Annotated in this window: 17 protein-coding genes and 1 riboswitch; of the genes, 15 read left to right on the top strand and 2 right to left on the bottom strand. The window is 37.7% G+C overall.

The features are described 5' to 3' along the window. The first annotated feature begins 140 nt into the window (after positions 1-140). The 11 genes from hmpA (at position 141) to MHB39_RS21140 (ending at position 7,823) form a co-directional block, all read left to right on the top strand. A complete protein-coding gene (gene hmpA, locus MHB39_RS21190; protein WP_016992894.1) occupies positions 141-1,307 on the top strand; it encodes an NO-inducible flavohemoprotein in 1,167 nt (388 codons plus the stop codon). Between the two features lie 223 nt (positions 1,308-1,530). Further along, on the top strand, positions 1,531-1,791 hold the full coding sequence (locus MHB39_RS21185) for a metal-sensitive transcriptional regulator (protein WP_342545263.1): 261 nt from the start codon (positions 1,531-1,533) through the stop codon (positions 1,789-1,791). Positions 1,792-1,833: 42 nt separating this feature from the next. Continuing rightward, the gene (locus tag MHB39_RS21180; protein WP_036079498.1) at positions 1,834-2,175 is read left to right on the top strand and encodes a rhodanese-like domain-containing protein; all 342 of its coding nucleotides are present in this window, start codon (positions 1,834-1,836) and stop codon (positions 2,173-2,175) included. A gap of 11 nt (positions 2,176-2,186) precedes the next feature. Beyond that, positions 2,187-2,486, top strand: a complete 300-nt coding sequence (locus MHB39_RS21175) for a rhodanese-like domain-containing protein (RefSeq protein ID WP_258859867.1) — start codon at positions 2,187-2,189, stop codon at positions 2,484-2,486. A gap of 63 nt (positions 2,487-2,549) precedes the next feature. Further along, complete coding sequence (locus MHB39_RS21170; protein ID WP_342545261.1) at positions 2,550-3,098, top strand: sulfurtransferase TusA family protein; 549 nt, start codon at positions 2,550-2,552, stop codon at positions 3,096-3,098. A gap of 17 nt (positions 3,099-3,115) precedes the next feature. After that, complete coding sequence (locus tag MHB39_RS21165) at positions 3,116-3,511, top strand: DsrE/DsrF/DrsH-like family protein (protein WP_016992899.1); 396 nt, start codon at positions 3,116-3,118, stop codon at positions 3,509-3,511. Positions 3,512-3,584: 73 nt separating this feature from the next. Beyond that, complete coding sequence (locus MHB39_RS21160) at positions 3,585-4,712, top strand: MBL fold metallo-hydrolase (protein ID WP_342545260.1); 1,128 nt, start codon at positions 3,585-3,587, stop codon at positions 4,710-4,712. Between the two features lie 117 nt (positions 4,713-4,829). Continuing rightward, entirely contained in the window at positions 4,830-5,060 is a 231-nt protein-coding gene (locus tag MHB39_RS21155; protein ID WP_088364071.1) for a sulfurtransferase TusA family protein, read from the top strand. 80 nt (positions 5,061-5,140) lie between these two features. Further along, a complete protein-coding gene (locus tag MHB39_RS21150) occupies positions 5,141-5,917 on the top strand; it encodes a sulfite exporter TauE/SafE family protein (protein WP_339280405.1) in 777 nt (258 codons plus the stop codon). Positions 5,918-5,930: 13 nt separating this feature from the next. Further along, positions 5,931-6,635: a DsbA family oxidoreductase gene (locus MHB39_RS21145; protein WP_342545257.1), complete on the top strand. Its 705-nt coding sequence runs from the start codon at positions 5,931-5,933 to the stop codon at positions 6,633-6,635. Positions 6,636-6,872: 237 nt separating this feature from the next. After that, on the top strand, positions 6,873-7,823 hold the full coding sequence (locus MHB39_RS21140) for a c-type cytochrome (RefSeq protein ID WP_016992904.1): 951 nt from the start codon (positions 6,873-6,875) through the stop codon (positions 7,821-7,823). Between the two features lie 39 nt (positions 7,824-7,862). Here the strand turns inward: MHB39_RS21140 and MHB39_RS21135 are convergent, their stop codons facing one another. Continuing rightward, entirely contained in the window at positions 7,863-9,557 is a 1,695-nt protein-coding gene (locus tag MHB39_RS21135; protein WP_342545254.1) for an FAD-dependent oxidoreductase, read from the bottom strand. Positions 9,558-9,808: 251 nt separating this feature from the next. Here MHB39_RS21135 and MHB39_RS21130 point away from each other — a divergent pair, with 251 nt between their 5' ends. Continuing rightward, positions 9,809-11,797 (top strand): AarF/UbiB family protein, encoded by a 1,989-nt coding sequence (locus tag MHB39_RS21130; RefSeq protein ID WP_016992905.1) that lies wholly within the window; start codon positions 9,809-9,811, stop codon positions 11,795-11,797. 343 nt (positions 11,798-12,140) lie between these two features. Beyond that, on the top strand, positions 12,141-13,274 hold the full coding sequence (locus MHB39_RS21125; protein WP_036079482.1) for a C40 family peptidase: 1,134 nt from the start codon (positions 12,141-12,143) through the stop codon (positions 13,272-13,274). Between the two features lie 156 nt (positions 13,275-13,430). On the opposite strand, the gene ytvI is transcribed toward MHB39_RS21125, so the two are convergent. Continuing rightward, positions 13,431-14,489, bottom strand: a complete 1,059-nt coding sequence (gene ytvI, locus MHB39_RS21120; protein WP_342545251.1) for a sporulation integral membrane protein YtvI — start codon at positions 14,487-14,489, stop codon at positions 13,431-13,433. 90 nt (positions 14,490-14,579) lie between these two features. Between ytvI and MHB39_RS21115 the strand changes: the two genes are divergently transcribed. Further along, positions 14,580-15,134 carry a hypothetical protein gene (locus MHB39_RS21115; protein WP_036079480.1) on the top strand — a complete coding sequence of 185 codons (555 nt, stop codon included), beginning with the start codon at positions 14,580-14,582 and terminating at the stop codon, positions 15,132-15,134. Between the two features lie 81 nt (positions 15,135-15,215). Continuing rightward, positions 15,216-15,761, top strand: a complete 546-nt coding sequence (locus tag MHB39_RS21110) for a glutathione peroxidase (RefSeq protein ID WP_342545248.1) — start codon at positions 15,216-15,218, stop codon at positions 15,759-15,761. Between the two features lie 124 nt (positions 15,762-15,885). After that, positions 15,886-16,084: riboswitch (cobalamin riboswitch) on the top strand. The last annotated feature ends 2 nt before the right edge of the window (positions 16,085-16,086 follow it).

Below are 16,086 nucleotides of genomic sequence, written 5' to 3'. Positions count from 1 at the left end.
GAAGTATAATATCTTCAACCTTTTTTTAAAGATGTATTTAGAATACATCAAATATGTCTATTTTGTTAAAGATGTATTTTATATATTGCTTTAAGAGAATGAAAGCGTTATATTGTAATCACGAAAGGATGGTAAGCGATATGTTAAAACAAGAAACAATTCAAATTATTAAAGCAACAGTACCTGTATTAGAAGTTCACGGTGTTGAAATCACAAAGACGTTTTACAAAAATATGTTTCAAGCTCATCCAGAATTACTAAATATTTTTAATCACACGAACCAAGAACAAGGTCGTCAGCAAACAGCATTAGCTAATACTGTTTACGCTGCAGCAGTTCATATTGAAAACTTAGAAGCAATTTTACCAGCAGTAATGCTTATTGCACATAAACACCGTAGTTTAGGAATTTTACCTGAACATTACCCAATCGTGGGTGAAAACTTATTAAAAGCGATTAAAGAAGTACTTGGTGATGCAGCAACAGATGATATTATTGGTGCATGGGCTGAGGCATATGGCGTTATCGCAGATATTTTCATTCAAGTAGAAGAAGAGTTATACCAAAAAACTGAGAACAATGGTGGATGGCGTCTATTTAAACCATTAAAAGTGGCGAAAAAAGTTGTGGAAAGTGACTTAGTAACTTCTATTTATTTTGTAAACGAAGATGGATCACCGCTACCAACTTATGAACCAGGTCAATACATCTCTATCCGAGTGAAAGTGCCAGGAGAAGAGTATTTAATGAACCGCCAATACACACTTTCTCAAGCAAGTGCAGAAGATGGCTATCGTATTTCGGTGAAACGAGAAAGCGATCATACGCCAAATGGTAAAGTGTCGAATTATATTCACGATCACTTACAGGTTGGAGATTTAGTGGATGTAAGTGCCCCAGCTGGATTATTTGTGTTAGAAGAAACGGATGCACCAATTACATTTGTGAGTGGTGGTATCGGTGTAACACCTTTAAACAGTATGCTGCAATCTTTAAATGATAATGCAGTGAATGAAGTGAACTTTATCCAATGTGCTCGTAATGAGAAAGTTGTAGCGTTTAGTGATGACATTCAAGAGAAAGTAAACGTATTACCAAATGCATCCTATACAGCTTTATACTCTGATGAAGACAAGCTTATTACAAAAGAATTATTAGCTGAAAAAGTAGCTGATAATGCAGATGTTTATGTATGTGGCCCTGTAGGCTTTATGGAAGCGGTTATTAAAAATTTACAGGAAATTGGCGTGAAAGATGAGAAGATTCACTATGAATTCTTTGGACCAGCCATGCAATTAGCTAAATAAAAATGATTTCCCTGCTATGAGTAATAACTCGTAGCAGGGTTTTTTTATTGAAATAATAAGGAAGCAGATGGATGGGGTTAAAGAAATGAGGAGAACATTGTGCCCCTGAATTTTAGCCCTATAAAAAAGTTTGAAGCTTTCATATTGACAATATACCTATAGGGGTATAATATGAATCTCGTAAGGAAGTTCACTCAACCGTTTTGAAAGGGGGCGTAACAGAATGGCATATGGCCCAAACACTGCAAATCGTGTGAAACGTATGGAAGGTCAAATGCGCGGTATTTTACGCATGATGGAAGAAGGTCAAAGCTGTAAAGATGTGATTACACAGCTGTCTGCCGTGCGTTCTGCTGTTGATCGGACGATTGGTGTCATTGTAAGTGAAAATTTATTAGATTGTGTATCGACTGCTGAAGGTAATGCTGAAAAAATGAATGTTGCTATCCAAGAGGCAATGGATTTGGTCGTGAAAAGTCGATAACTAAGATATACCCATAATCGTATATAAGGGAGGACTGATCCTATGGAAATATGGATTATTATTGTGCTTGTCGCAGCCTTTTTCTTTTGGCGAATGAAGCCAGCGAAGGGCGTTCGATCAATATCTACAGCCCAATTAAAAGATATGCTGAATGATAAGGATAAGATATTTATCGATGTACGCACGCCTGCTGAGTATAAAGGTCGGCATATCTCGCAATTTAAAAATGTTCCGCTTGGATCGAGCTTTGAAAACCTACCGAAGGATAAAGAGATCATAGTTATTTGTCAGAGTGGCATGCGAAGTAGTCAGGCTTGTAAGCAACTGAAAAAGCAAGGCTTTGAGCGTGTTTCCAATGTTCGTGGTGGAATGAGTGCATACTAGGAGGAGAAAAAATGAAAGAAATCACAGCCAAAGAAGTTCAGCAAACGATGGAGCAAGGAGGGAAGCTGAATCTTATTGATGTGCGAGAGGTAGATGAAGTGGAGGCTGGTCACATCCCAGGCGTTATTCATATCCCGCTAGGTTTATTAGAGTTTCGACTACATGAATTAAATAAGAGAGAGTCGTATATTATGGTTTGTCGATCAGGTGGACGAAGTGCTCGAGCTACTCAAATATTAGAAAGTAATGGTTTTAATGTAACTAACATGACTGGTGGTATGTTAGCTTGGGAGGGTAAAGTACAGTTATAGATTATTGCTATATTTTTTTGAGTAAAATAATACCCTTGTAGGTATGTGGAGGTTGAGAAAATTATGAAGGCGGATTTTCAGCTAGATGCCAAGGGTCTTTCTTGCCCAATGCCGATTGTGAAAACAAAAAAAGCGATGGCTGATTTAGTAGATGGTCAAATTTTAGAAGTAGCTGCGACAGATAAAGGGTCAAAAGCTGATATTGCAGCATGGGCTGAAACTGTAGGTCATCAGTATATTGGTACTTTAGAAGATGATGGTGTACTGAAACATTATATTCGTAAATGTACAAACGACCAAATAGAAGAAATGATGTTTGATCAAACAATTGATTTAGAGCAAATCACAAGTCGTAAAGGATTAATTCTTGATGTACGTGAGGAAACAGAATTCGCTTTTGGGCATATTGCGGGAGCAAAATCGATACCAATGGGCGAACTGGAGACGCGACTTTCTGAGCTTGATAAAGAGCAGGAGATATATGTTATTTGTCGTACTGGAAAACGCAGTGACATGGCTGCGCAAAAGCTGGCTTCACATGGTTTTACGAAAATATTTAACGTACTACCAGGTATGACATCTTGGTCAGGCGATTTAACAAAAAACATTTAAATTGGAGGAATTTTATTATGTCGAACAAAGTAGCAATTATTGCAAGTAACGGTGGTTTATTTGATGCGTATAAGGTGTTTAATATCGCAACTGCAGCAGCAGCTTCTGAGAAAGAGGTAGCGATCTTCTTTACATTTGAAGGTTTGAATCTAATTCATAAGCAAGGTATGCATGCATTACCAATGCCAGCTGGAGCAGAACATTATGCTGAAGGTTTTACAAAAGCAAATGTGCCAGCTATCCCTCAACTAGTAGAGATGGCACAAGAATTAGGTGTGAAATTTATTGCTTGCCAGATGACAATGGATGTAATGAGTTTAACTACTGAAGATTTCATTGAGGGTATTGAAGTGGGGGGAGCCGTAACGTTCCTTGAATTCGCGAAAGACGCAGCACCGTCACTTACATTCTAGTGTTCTAAAAGCGGAGAGGATACCCTTCTCCGCTATAAAAAACATAAAAATAATACCAATGGGGGTAAAAGAGATGTCAATTCAAAAATGGAGTGCGTCACAAGTAGCTAAAAAGGTTATTCATAATGAGGAATTATTTATTTTAGATGTTCGTAATGCGGATGCATTCGAAGATTGGAAAATCGACGGACATCGCTTTGAGTATTTAAATGTACCGTATTTTGAACTGTTAGATGGTATTGATAATATTTTACCGAATATCCCAACTGATAAAGAAGTTTTAGTCGTATGTGCAAAAGAAGGATCATCTTTAATGGTCGCTGAAATGTTAGCAGAGGCAGGTATTGAGGTTGCCTATTTAGCAGGAGGTATGAAATCCTGGAGCGAATATTTAGAGCCAGTCAAAATAGGAGATTTAACAGGCGGTGGTGAGCTTTACCAGTTTGTTCGTTTAGGAAAGGGTTGTCTGTCTTATATGGTCCTTTCTGAAGGTGAAGCAGCTATTATTGATGCTGTACGTTTTACAGATATGTTTATAACCTTTGCAGAACATAAAAATGTCCAAATTAAATATGTTTTTGATACACACTTACATGCTGATCACATTTCAGGTGGGCGCCATATCGCAGAGATGACAGGCGCAACCTATTATTTGCCACCTAAGGACGCTGAGGAAGTTGTGTTCCACTATACACCATTAGCTGATGGCACGACTGTTCAAATTGGTGCATCAAAAATAGATGTAGGAGCTATCTATTCTCCTGGTCATACGATAGGCTCTACTTCATTTGTTGTTGACAGCAAATATTTATTAACTGGAGATATTTTATTTATCGATTCAATCGGACGTCCTGATTTAGCTGGCCTTGCTGATGATTGGGTTGGAGATTTACGAGACACGCTTTACAAGCGTTATCGAGAATTGTCTGATGAACTTATTGTCTTACCGGCACATTTTATGATTATTGATGAGCTAAATGAAGATGGAACGGTTGCGAAACGACTAGGGGATTTATTTGTACAAAACCATGGATTAAATATTCAAGATGAAGAAGAATTTAGACGTGTGGTAACGGATGAATTACCTCCACAGCCCAATGCTTATCAGGAAATTCGTCAGGTGAATATGGGGAAAATAACACCTGGGTTAGATGAGCAAACAGAAATGGAAATTGGACCAAATCGCTGTGCAGTACGATAAAACATGCTAAAGTGCAATGAGTATGCCTGTAAATTTCGGGAATTGAAGGCGCATGAAGATATAAAACAAGATGAACCGGCAAAATCGCTTACAACCTTTGCCGAGTAGAAGGAGATTATGATGAAATCAAGTTTACAACTAGATGCAAAAGGCCTTTCTTGTCCAATGCCTATTGTGAAGACAAAAAAAGCAATAGATACCCTAAAGCCTGGGGAAGTTTTAGAAGTTCAGGTGACAGATAAAGGAGCTTTAGCGGATATTCCTGCTTGGGCAAAAGCTGGAGGTCATATCATTTTAGATCAATCTGAAGAGGCTGGCGTCATTACATTTTTCATTCAAAAAGCATAGGGCTGATTGAGGGTTGTCTATTACAGTAGAACAACCCTTCTTTCCTTTTATTGAATACAGCCAGAAAGAAGGAAAAATAAATGGATATTGCATGGATCTTAACCATTTTACTTATTGGTTTTCTCGGTTCATTTGTATCGGGGATGTTAGGTATTGGCGGTGCCATCATTAATTTCCCAATGCTACTGTATATACCGCCATTACTAGGGTTTGCGGCCTTTTCGGCACATGAGGTGTCAGGGATAAGTGCGATTCAGGTGCTTTTTGCTGCTCTTTCAGGTGTTTGGGTCTATCGCAAAGGTGGGTATTTAAATAAATCACTCATTATCTATATGGGGAGCGCCATATTAACGGGAAGCTTTGTAGGTAGCTTCGGTTCGAAATTTTTATCAGAGTCTGGTATTAACATTGTCTATGGAATTCTTGCATTAATTGCAGCTGTGATGATGTTCATACCGAAAAAGCAAATTGATGATAGACCAATGCAGGCTGTTACATTTAATAAACCATTGGCGGTCCTATTAGCTTTCGTTGTTGGTATCGGTTCCGGGATTGTGGGGGCAGCTGGTGGATTTTTATTAGTACCAATCATGCTTGTGGTATTAGGAATTCCTACTCGTATGACTATTGCGTCAAGCCTTGCTATTACGTTTATCTCCTCAATAGGAGGTACCATTGGTAAATTAATGACTGGGCAAGTAGAATATTATCCAGCGCTCATCTTGATTGTATCTAGTCTAATAGCTGCTCCTCTAGGTGCGAGAATAGGGGGCAAGTTAAATACAAAATTCCTACAAATTATTTTAGCGGTTCTTATATTAGCAACAGCTATTAAAATTTGGATGGATATATTATAAAGGGGATATGGTAATGAAAATTGAAGTCTTCTCTGATTTTACATGTCCATTTTGTTATATTGGTAAGCAAGAACTTGAACGGGCGATTGACATCGCAGGCTATACAGGATTAGTGGAAATAGAATATAAAGCATTTCAAATAAGCCCAGATACCCCGAAAGTGAATGCACCATCTTTTTATGAGGCGCTGGCTAAAAAGTATGATGTCACGCTAGATGAAGTGAAAGATATGGTCGAGGGTATAGCTACGAGAGCAACGGAAGTTGGTTTGCATTATGATTTTGCTAAGATGAAAACAGCGCATACAGAAAAGGCGCATCGTTTAGCTAAATGGACGCAGCAATTTGGTAAAGCGACAGCATATACTGAATTACTAATGGCTGGTTATTTTAAAGATGGTGAAGATTTAAATAAAGATGAATTCTTATTAAAAGTTATTGCGCAATTAGATTTGGATAGAGAAGCTGCGGAGGGAATATTAGCTTCAACTGATTTTAGTGAAGAGCTAGACAAGGATCGCTATGAAGCACAGCAACTTGGCGTGCGAAGTGTACCGTTCTTTGTATTTGAAAACCGTTATGGTATTAAAGGGGCTGAGCCGAATGAAGTGTTTGTGCGGACTTTGCATCAAGCTGCGGGAATAGCTGGTATTCAGCCAACAGTAACGATAAATGGTAATGGAGAATCGGCATGTGCTGATGGACAGTGTAAACTATAAGACGTAAGAGGTGTCGAGTGCGAATTTGTACTCGACGCTTTTTTTGTTTGGGAAGTAGATGAATACTGCAAGAGGTATTAAGTCTTGTTTTCTGTGTTATAGAACAAAATAAAATGTATAAAATATCCATTTTTATCATCTCAATGGTTCTATTTTATTGTGGTGTGAGAAAAATCACATCCAATAAATTGTTATGTTGCTAAAATATAAGTGAGAATACAAAGGGGGGTATTATAGATGAAACCTATAGTAGCAGGAGTAGCAGGAACAGTACTGTTAGCAGGCGCCATTTTTGTTGGGACGTTTGTCAGTGACAAAATTACAGTTGATTCGAATGTGAGTGAGAAAGAAGCGACAGTGCAAACACAATTACCAACAACAGCAGCTGCTCAGTCAGTGGTCTATGCTCCGCCGAGTATTGAGGAAGTACCAGAAGGTCCAATGAAAGAAGCAATATTATATGGCTATGAACTTGTAAATAACACGCATGTTGCGGCAGATGAATATGTGGGCAACCAATTATCTTGCACAAGCTGTCATGCTGGTGCTGGCTATGATGAGCAAGCCTCCTCATTAGTAGGTGTAATGGCAAATTATCCACAGTATATTGGACGCTCGGGTGGTGTGGTTACAATAGAGGAGCGTATTAATGGCTGTATGGTTCGTAGTATGAATGGTAAAAAATTCGAAATGAATAGTGATGAACTAGAGGCTATGGTGGCGTATTTTGCTTATATTTCTGAAGGTGTTCCGATTGGAGCAAAACGTGAATGGGCGGGCACTAGTGATATGAAGAATGTGCCGATCCCAAATGTTGCAGATGGTGAGGAGCTTTACGCGCAGTCCTGTATAGCCTGTCATGCAGCAGATGGCGCAGGAACTGGTGCTAATACTGGCCCGGCTTTATGGGGAGATAATTCATTTAATGATGGCGCAGGCATGGCACGTATGTCAAAAATGGCTGGCTATATTCAAAATAATATGCCAATAGGTGCAGCAGGAACATTAACAGATCAAGAAGCTGCAGATTTAGCTGCCTTTATTTTATCGCAGGATCGTCCAGAGTGGGCAAACCATGAAAAAGACTGGCCAAAAGGCGGGCGTCCAAATGACATCATGAATAAGGAAAAACGTGAACAAGTTAAAAATGGTACGATTGACTGGGAGAAAGTTTTGTCTACAAACTAACGAAGAAAAGGGATGCTGATAATTGGCATCCCTTTTAAGTTATTTAAAATTATACGCAGTTACTATTTTATCTCTGTTTGTTGTGATATCTGTAAAATATTCATATAAGCTAATGCCAAGGAATGACCCACTTACATTAAAGATGTTAGAAAAACCGCTATTTTGAAGGGCCATAACAGCATTATAGCTACGTTGACCGGATCGGCAATGTACATATACTGCTTGATCCTTTGGGATTTCATTCATTCTTTCCCGAAGTTCACTAAGAGGAATATTGTGTGCATTGATGAGATGACCAGATTCAAATTCATTTTTTTCACGAACGTCTAAGAAATAGGCTTGATTTTCAATGAGTTTCCTCACTTCATCAACTTTTACCTGCTTAAAGTGTCCGTGTAATAGATTTTGAGCTACAAGAGCTGCCAAATTGACAATATCACGGGCAGTGCTAAACATTGGAGAATAAGATAACTCTAGCTCCTTTAAATCTTCTAAAGTACCGCCCATTGTGATGAGGGTAGCTATAACATCAATCCTCTTATCTGCATTACCTTTACCTATTGCTTGAGCCCCTAGTATTTTACCCGTGGGTGTTTCATAAACGAGCTTAAAGTGAAGTGGATTACTATTTGGCATTAGTCCTACTTTGTCGGGAGCTATCAAATAAACACTTTTCGCTTGAAAACCATTTGCCAGGGCTGTTTTTTCGTTTAAGCCTGTTGTCGCACATGCGAGGTCGAAAATTTGTACACTTGAAGATCCAATGACTCCCTTGTTGTGATGAGGGATGTTATACATATGATTAGCTACAGCACGTGCTTGTCGTTGAGCGGGTCCGGCTAAAGCAAGGCGCGTCTGTTTATGGGTAAGCTGATGGAATACTTCAATTGCATCTCCCACGGCGTATATGGAAGGATCGGACGTCACGTAATTTGCATCAACTTGAATACCTCCGAGTTCACCGATTGTTAGCCCGGCCTCTTTAGCTAAGCGGATTTCGGGGCGAACGCCAATCGCTAATACTACTGCCTGTGCTTTCAATTGTTTGCCAGAATTTAACGTCACATTATCTAGTGTAACTTTTGCCAGACCGTCATTGACAATGACTTGAACCCCTTTATCGAACATTTCCTTGTGTAAAATTTGAGCCATATCATAATCAAAAGGGGCCATAATTTGTTGGCCGAATTCAACTAGAGATACATTATAGCCTGCTAGATTCAAATTTTCCGCTACCTCTACGCCAATAAAGCCTCCGCCGATCACTGCAATATCCTGTACATTATCTGTTTGTAGATGTCGATTCAAACGGTCAATATCAGCCACGTTTCTAATGGTAAAGACGTGCTTAGAATGGATGCCCTCTAAGTCAGGTACGATAGGACTTGCTCCTGGGGATAGAATTAACGTATCGTAACTTTCCTCATAATCTCTATTCGTTTTTAAATCCTTAATGGTGATGGTTTTTTGCTCTCTGTTAATACGTACAACTTCTTGCAGAACACGAGCCTCTATATTGTATTTTGTTTGAAAGCCTTGGGGCGTCATTAAAATTAATTTGTCGCTATCTTCAACAATCCCGCTTAAATGGAAGGGGAGAGAACAATTAGAGAATGAAACATTCGGCCCTTTTTCAAACATAATAATTTCTGCCTTTTCATCGAGACGACGAAGACGTGCCGCTGTGGATGCACCACCTGCAACGCCACCGACTACTAAAAATTTTTTACTCAATTATAAACACTCCTTTTCTCGTTAAATACATATTGGGGTATTTAAAAGCTTTTAAATAAAGGTTTTGTTTCTAAAAATAGGTGAATTATGTAGTTTTAATACTACAAATAAATAATATACCCTAAAGGGTATTTTATCAAGGTGCGAGGTAAATAAATTTTCGGTGGTGTTCCTCGTTCAAGAAAGTTGGTGCATAAATTTGCTATACTAGCGGTAGTAGGAAATGGAAATGGCACAGGGGGGTGACACTGTTGATCATATTGAAATTTTTAATCCAAATACTGGTAGTTTCGGGTTTGATTTATATTGTGAGTGGACGATTAATTGGCTCAAATATTAATTTCGTGAGAAGAGTGCTGTCAGTCGTTATTAGTGTGACATTAACCTCTTTTGTTTACTGGTATTCTTATCTGCGCCATACAGATTTTTTATCAGAAACGATGATGCAAACAGTAACTGAGGTAAGCACACTAATTTGGATCGGTAGTATGCTGCTAATTTCGATGTTGCTTTATTTGGTATTTGAGCTTTTTGACCCAAGTGGCATTACAAATGGAGATCGCCGTAACGGCCAAAAATCTTTATTATTACGATTGCGTAGCTATTGGCGACAGCAGAAACGCCTGCGTCAGGTATTAAAAATTGCTGTTACAAACGGTGTTGTACAAACGATTAAATATGCGAGGCAACGGGAAAATGAAAAAGAGCTTGCGATTGCTTTGCGGGCAACACTAGAACAATGCGGTGGGATTTTCATCAAATTTGGCCAGGTACTCTCCACACGAAAAGAGCTTTTTTCACCTATTTTTATTGATGAATTAGAAAGACTCCAACACCGAGTAAAACCTTTATCAGAGGAGCAAGTGAAACAAATTTTAGAGAGGTCTCTTCCGCAATCTATGGGCGAAATATTTAGCCAATTTCAAATGGAACCCATTGCAGCAGCCTCTATTGGCCAGGTGCATAAAGCAAGGCTTAAAGATTATGAAGAAGTGGTAGTCAAGCTATTGCGTCCAGAAGTAAAGGGAATTATGCGCGATGACCTTGAAATTTTAGAGGAATTTGCTAATTGGCTATCTACAAAATCGACGTGGGCAGAATCATTAGGCTTTCGAGAGTTGGCTGGGGGATTTGCAGATGGACTACGTGAGGAGATTCATTTAGATATTGAAGTACGTAATACGCTACAGGTGAAGAATGCACTGGCGAAAAGTGATTACAAGGTTCGAATTCCTAAAATATTTACGCCTTACAGTAATGAAAATGTTATTGTGATGGAGTATATTCGTGGACAAAGTGTGGCAGATGGGGCATCTGAATTTAATCGTTTGTCTATTGATCGTAGGCAGTTTGCAAGAACCGTACTGTATTCATTTTTTGAGCAGATGCTATTCTCTGGTATTTTTCATGCAGACCCCCATCCAGGAAATATCCACATAGATGAAACAGATGGCACACCAGTGTTGCTTGACTTTGGCGCAGTAGGACGTTTAGGTGCAACACAGCAAGAAGGCTTGAAGTTATTTTTGATGGGTATTCAACTAAATGATTCAAGCGTTTTATACGATGGTTTAACACTATTAGTGGAAAATGCTGATCATGCAGAACGTGCGAGAATGGAACAGGCAATCGATCAAATATTACTGAAAATTTCCTATGTTGACCGTATACCTACTGAAGAACTAATTCACGCGCTCTTTACAGTGGTAAGAGATTTTGGACTTGCATTTTATCCAGCGGTGGGATTGGCTCTCCGTTCCTTAGTGACGTTAGATGGCACACTACGGGTAATAGATCCACGTTTTGATATTTTTACAGAGGCAAAGGATTTTTCTGCTACATATATGCGTGCCTCTTTCCTTAAGCCATTTAAAGAACCAATGGCCACAAAGGAGAGGCTGCAAGAAGAATTATCTATGCTTATACCGACTTTACGTAAAATGCCTAGAAGAGTCGATCAGCTCATTCAGCGAGTTGAAAGTGGAAAAATCATTTTACATCATGATGTCTTTTCGGATGAACATAATGCACGTTTTATTACACATTTGTTTTCTCAATTTGTATTGCTGCTGGTGGGTATAACTTTTGGTATTATATCTGTCGCTCTTTTAGCAATTTCACAATTTATCCATGATTCTTATGCGGTTTATTTGAACACAGCGGCATATTTAGGTTTATTTTTATGTGCTATTTTGTTAGTGAGATTATCTATACAAGCACTAAGGTCGATGAAGCAATAGGTAGGGAATTTTTTCCCTACCTTTTTTCTTTGATACCATGAAATATTACAAAACCATTACAAAACATCTCTTGGGTCTAATGTCGATTTAGCTAATAGTTTCACTGTGTAGAAGAAAATCGCGTTTTGTAGAATAATGTAGTTTAAGTGTGAATGTTACAGAAATATTTCGAGTTTTACTAATGTATTAAATAGACATGAAATAGTATAAAAGTTATGTAGAAAATGCTAAACTTTAAAAGGCTAAAATAAATATAAGAACATTTAATTAAAATAGAAATCGTTCAAGTGATTACATAGAATATCGAGAGCGAAATTGATAGACGAAGGGAAATGAAGGTAACGTGGCTAAGCGTAACAAATGGCGTAAGTCGATGGTGCTAGCATTAGCACTAGCTGGCGGCTTATTATTTAATACAATTCAACCAACAGAAGTACATGCCGAAGAAACTTCTCAACAAATGATTGAGAAAAAGGCTGAAATAGATGCACAAATTAAAAAATTACAAGAAGAACTAACGAAACTACAACAAGAGATCGACGAAAAAGTAAAGGTATTTAAACAAGTACAAGCTGATATTAAAGAAGTGGATGCTAGTATTGCTGAAACACAAAAACGCATCGAGCAACGTTCAAAAATTTTAAGTGAACGTATGGCTGCATATCAAGCGCAAGACAACACTGTAGGTGTTTATTTAAACGTAGTTCTTGAGGCAAAAAGCTTTGCAGATTTAATGGATCGTGTCGTAGCGGTAAAAACATTAATGGATGCAGACCAAGAATTAGTGGATCAACAGGAAGCAGATAAAGCAAGCTTAGAGCAACAAAAAGCTACATTAGATGAAAAGCAAAAGGAACTTCAAAAACAATTCCAAGAGCTTCAGCAAAAAGAAAGCGAAATGGAAGTGAAGAAAGCTGAGAACGAAGCGAAATCACTTGCACTAAAAGCTGAAATTGCAACGAAACAAGAAGAAGAACGTTTAGAGGCAGAGCGTAAAGCAGCTGAAGAAGAGGCAGCTCGTTTACGTGCACTTCAAGCAGCTACACCAGTTATACAAGCAACTCAAAATAATGGTGGAGGCGAACCACAAAAAATTATTGTTGGGTCAGGAGCTGGTACTGTTTCTTCAGGAGATGCCATTTCAACGGCTAAACAATTCCTAGGACGTCCTTATGTTTGGGGTGGTAGCAACCCATCAACAGGTTTTGACTGTTCAGGTCTTGTACAATGGTCATATAAGCAAGCGGGTGTTTCTTTACCTCGTACAGCATCACAGCAATATCTAGCAACACAACGCATTTCAGCAGGTGAAGCACGTGTTGGGGATTTAGTATTCTTCAGCTATGGTTCAGGGGTAGCACACGTAGGTATTTATTTAGGTAACAACACAATGATCGATGCTCAAAACAATGGTGTCGTAATTGAATCACTTGATTGGTGGAATCAATACTTAGTAGGCTTCGGACGTATTCAATAGGCCTCACTATTATATAGACGGTTGACATAAGAAAAAGGTCATCTTTGTAGAGAAAAATATACAAAGATGACCTTTTTATTTTGCTTTTCTTTCAAAAGAAACAAGACTGCTACTTCTATCCTGGAAGAGAGATTTTTCTAGTAAGCTAGATTAATATCAAATTTTAAAATTTACTTTGATGACACCTGTCTCTTTCAAGGCAATAAAGAAAATAATAACGAATGGGCCGACAAGTAAACCGATAATACCAAATAACTGTAGACCTATGAACATGGAAATTAATGTTGGCAAAGTAGATAAACCGATATGGTCTCCCATTAATTTAGGCTCGACTACTCGACGAATAATAAGTAAAATAGCAGCTAAGATGAATAATTTTACAGCTATAGAGGTGTTTCCCATTAACAGGTGGTAGAGTCCCCAGGGCGCTAGAATAATGATAGAGCCTAGGAATGGTACAATATCTATTAACCAGATAATAATCGTCATTGTTACTGCGTATTTCGGTTGGATTAACAGCAGTCCAATGAGTGTGACGCCTCCAATAATAAAGCTTACAAATAAGTGAGCCTTCATATAGCCAAATGTAGCATCTTTTAGGCGATTTAAAATAATTTTTATTTTCTTTGCTGTATTGGGCTTTAAATATTTATAAGTGATTTGCTTTAACTTAGGCAAATCAAGCATAAATAGAAATAGCGCAATCATATAAACGAGAAGACTGATAAATAGGCTGGGTATCTCTGAAAAGAAGGCAGAAACTTTGCTATAATTAAAGAAGCTTAAAAAGGATTCTTCAACTTTCTTTATGAAATCCATTGTGGTTTTTTGAAGCGAAGCACTTACTTCAGGTGGAAAGTCTTCTGTGTATTTAGAAATATTTTCTTGCATATGAAGCCACATATCTGATAGCTTAGAAATATAATAGGGAGCTTGCTTAGATAGTAAAATTATTTGTGTCATTATTTGTGTAATAGAAAGATAACAAATAATAGATATAACAATAACACTCACTATGTAAATAAAAGCAACTGCTATTTTCCGTGACATTTTCCATTTCCGTTTAAAGAACATGACAATCGGTTCTAAGAAAAATGCACTAATCCCAGCAAGTATTAAAGGCATGGATACGGGGATAACAAAATAGGCAGCTATAAGTAGTGATAAAATCACAATCAACCGAAAAATCAATTTCCTAGCATGAAATTTATTCATAAACTCACCTTCTTTGCGAAAAAAATTAAGTTAAGTGTACCATAAATCAAGTTTTATTACGTTCTGAAACAATAAAGGTAGGGATAAATTATGGAAAAAGAGATTTTGCAACTTTTTAGTAATCTAACAGAGCATGATCGCGATATTCAATATGAATCTTACGAGGAATTAATGAAAATTATGCAGGAACCTGTAGATTGGACATATGCAGTTTGGGAACAGCTAATAAAAGCACTTACATACAATAATGGTTATTCTCGTGCACGTGCTGCACAAATTTTATGTGCTTTAGCTGCAAAAAGTGATCCAGAAGAAAGGGTCTTGGAGGATTTTTTAAAGATTTGGGCTGTGACTTACGATGATCAATATGCTACAGCGAGGCATGCATTACAAGCAATTTGGAAAATTGGACAAGCGGGTCAGGTACAAAGAGATTTGGTTGTGTCGTATCTAGCTAAAAGATTTCAAACATGTATAGATGAAAAACAGCCATCTCTTATTCGCCAGGATATTATTATGTCATTTAAAAAGCTATATGATCAAACGAATGACTCGAAATTATTAGACATTGCCCATCGTTTAATTAATGAGGAACAAGATGCTAAATATAAAAAGAAGTATAAGTCAGCCATCCGTTCAAAGTAGCGAGATGGTGTTTTTTTGTGCAAATTCTTTGATGAACTGTAGAATAGTCAACTATAATGAATGAAAAAAAGAGGTTATGGCATGAGCATTTATAATTATCTAGTACGAAAGCCTAATGGTGAAATTTTATCGATGGAAACATATCGTGGAAAAACAATGTTAATTGTTAACACGGCAAACCAATGCCGATTTACATATCAATTTGAAGACTTACAGAAAATGTATGATAAATATGGAAAAGAGAATTTTGTAGTTCTTGGATTCCCTTGTGATCAATTTGGTCATCAAAATCCTGAAAATGGAGAGGAAACTAAGCATCTATGCAAGGTAAACTATGGAGTCACATTCCCGATTTTTGAGCTTGTACAGGTAAATGGAGAGGCAACACATCCACTCTTTAATTATTTAAAGCATGAAGTGGATTACCGAGAGTTTGGGAAGGCAAGTATGCAGGAGAAAATGCTGGCAGAAGCAATAGTTCAACTTGCTCCAAGCTTTTTAGATGGTCGTAATATTCGCTGGAACTTTACAAAATTTCTAGTAGATGCTAATGGTAAAACCGTTGCTCGCTTTGAACCAACAGATTCACAGCTTGATATTGAACAAGCAATTGAAACACTATTGTAGTAAACTTATTAAACAGTTTTAATTTTTCTCTTAAAGTAGCAATATTGCTGTAATTTTAAAGTTATCCATTCTAAGTATAGCTATTTTTTCTGAAGCATATATGATAAACTGCTTTACAAATGAAATATTCTTGCAGAATAAAGGTGCTAGTTAGCATAATCGGGAATTCGGTGAAAAACCGGAGCTGTTTCCGCAACTGTAAGTACAGCCAATATAAAGATTTACCACTGTCTCAAAGAAGATGGGAAGGTCCTTTATAACTCATTTGTTTCATGTGATGAACTGTACAAGCCAGGAGACCGACCTTTATTTGAACGTATAAAAA

It is taken from the genome of Lysinibacillus sp. FSL K6-4013, assembly GCF_038630435.1.
GTDB classification, from domain to species: Bacteria; Bacillota; Bacilli; order Bacillales_A; family Planococcaceae; genus Lysinibacillus; species Lysinibacillus boronitolerans.
The sequence above is the reverse complement of the archived record's forward strand: the minus strand, read 5'-3'. Positions and strand labels throughout refer to the sequence as shown.

What these genes read in the sequence shown, in the direction of transcription:
- hmpA (WP_016992894.1), top strand. Translation starts at nt 141, where the DNA reads ATGTTAAAACAAGAAACAATTCAAATTATTAAAGCAACAGTACCTGTA.
- MHB39_RS21185 (WP_342545263.1), top strand. Translation starts at nt 1,531, where the DNA reads ATGGCATATGGCCCAAACACTGCAAATCGTGTGAAACGTATGGAAGGT.
- MHB39_RS21180 (WP_036079498.1), top strand. Translation starts at nt 1,834, where the DNA reads ATGGAAATATGGATTATTATTGTGCTTGTCGCAGCCTTTTTCTTTTGG.
- MHB39_RS21175 (WP_258859867.1), top strand. Translation starts at nt 2,187, where the DNA reads ATGAAAGAAATCACAGCCAAAGAAGTTCAGCAAACGATGGAGCAAGGA.
- MHB39_RS21170 (WP_342545261.1), top strand. Translation starts at nt 2,550, where the DNA reads ATGAAGGCGGATTTTCAGCTAGATGCCAAGGGTCTTTCTTGCCCAATG.
- MHB39_RS21165 (WP_016992899.1), top strand. Translation starts at nt 3,116, where the DNA reads ATGTCGAACAAAGTAGCAATTATTGCAAGTAACGGTGGTTTATTTGAT.
- MHB39_RS21160 (WP_342545260.1), top strand. Translation starts at nt 3,585, where the DNA reads ATGTCAATTCAAAAATGGAGTGCGTCACAAGTAGCTAAAAAGGTTATT.
- MHB39_RS21155 (WP_088364071.1), top strand. Translation starts at nt 4,830, where the DNA reads ATGATGAAATCAAGTTTACAACTAGATGCAAAAGGCCTTTCTTGTCCA.
- MHB39_RS21150 (WP_339280405.1), top strand. Translation starts at nt 5,141, where the DNA reads ATGGATATTGCATGGATCTTAACCATTTTACTTATTGGTTTTCTCGGT.
- MHB39_RS21145 (WP_342545257.1), top strand. Translation starts at nt 5,931, where the DNA reads ATGAAAATTGAAGTCTTCTCTGATTTTACATGTCCATTTTGTTATATT.
- MHB39_RS21140 (WP_016992904.1), top strand. Translation starts at nt 6,873, where the DNA reads ATGAAACCTATAGTAGCAGGAGTAGCAGGAACAGTACTGTTAGCAGGC.
- ytvI (WP_342545251.1), bottom strand. Translation starts at nt 14,489, where the DNA reads ATGAATAAATTTCATGCTAGGAAATTGATTTTTCGGTTGATTGTGATT.
- MHB39_RS21115 (WP_036079480.1), top strand. Translation starts at nt 14,580, where the DNA reads ATGGAAAAAGAGATTTTGCAACTTTTTAGTAATCTAACAGAGCATGAT.
- MHB39_RS21110 (WP_342545248.1), top strand. Translation starts at nt 15,216, where the DNA reads ATGAGCATTTATAATTATCTAGTACGAAAGCCTAATGGTGAAATTTTA.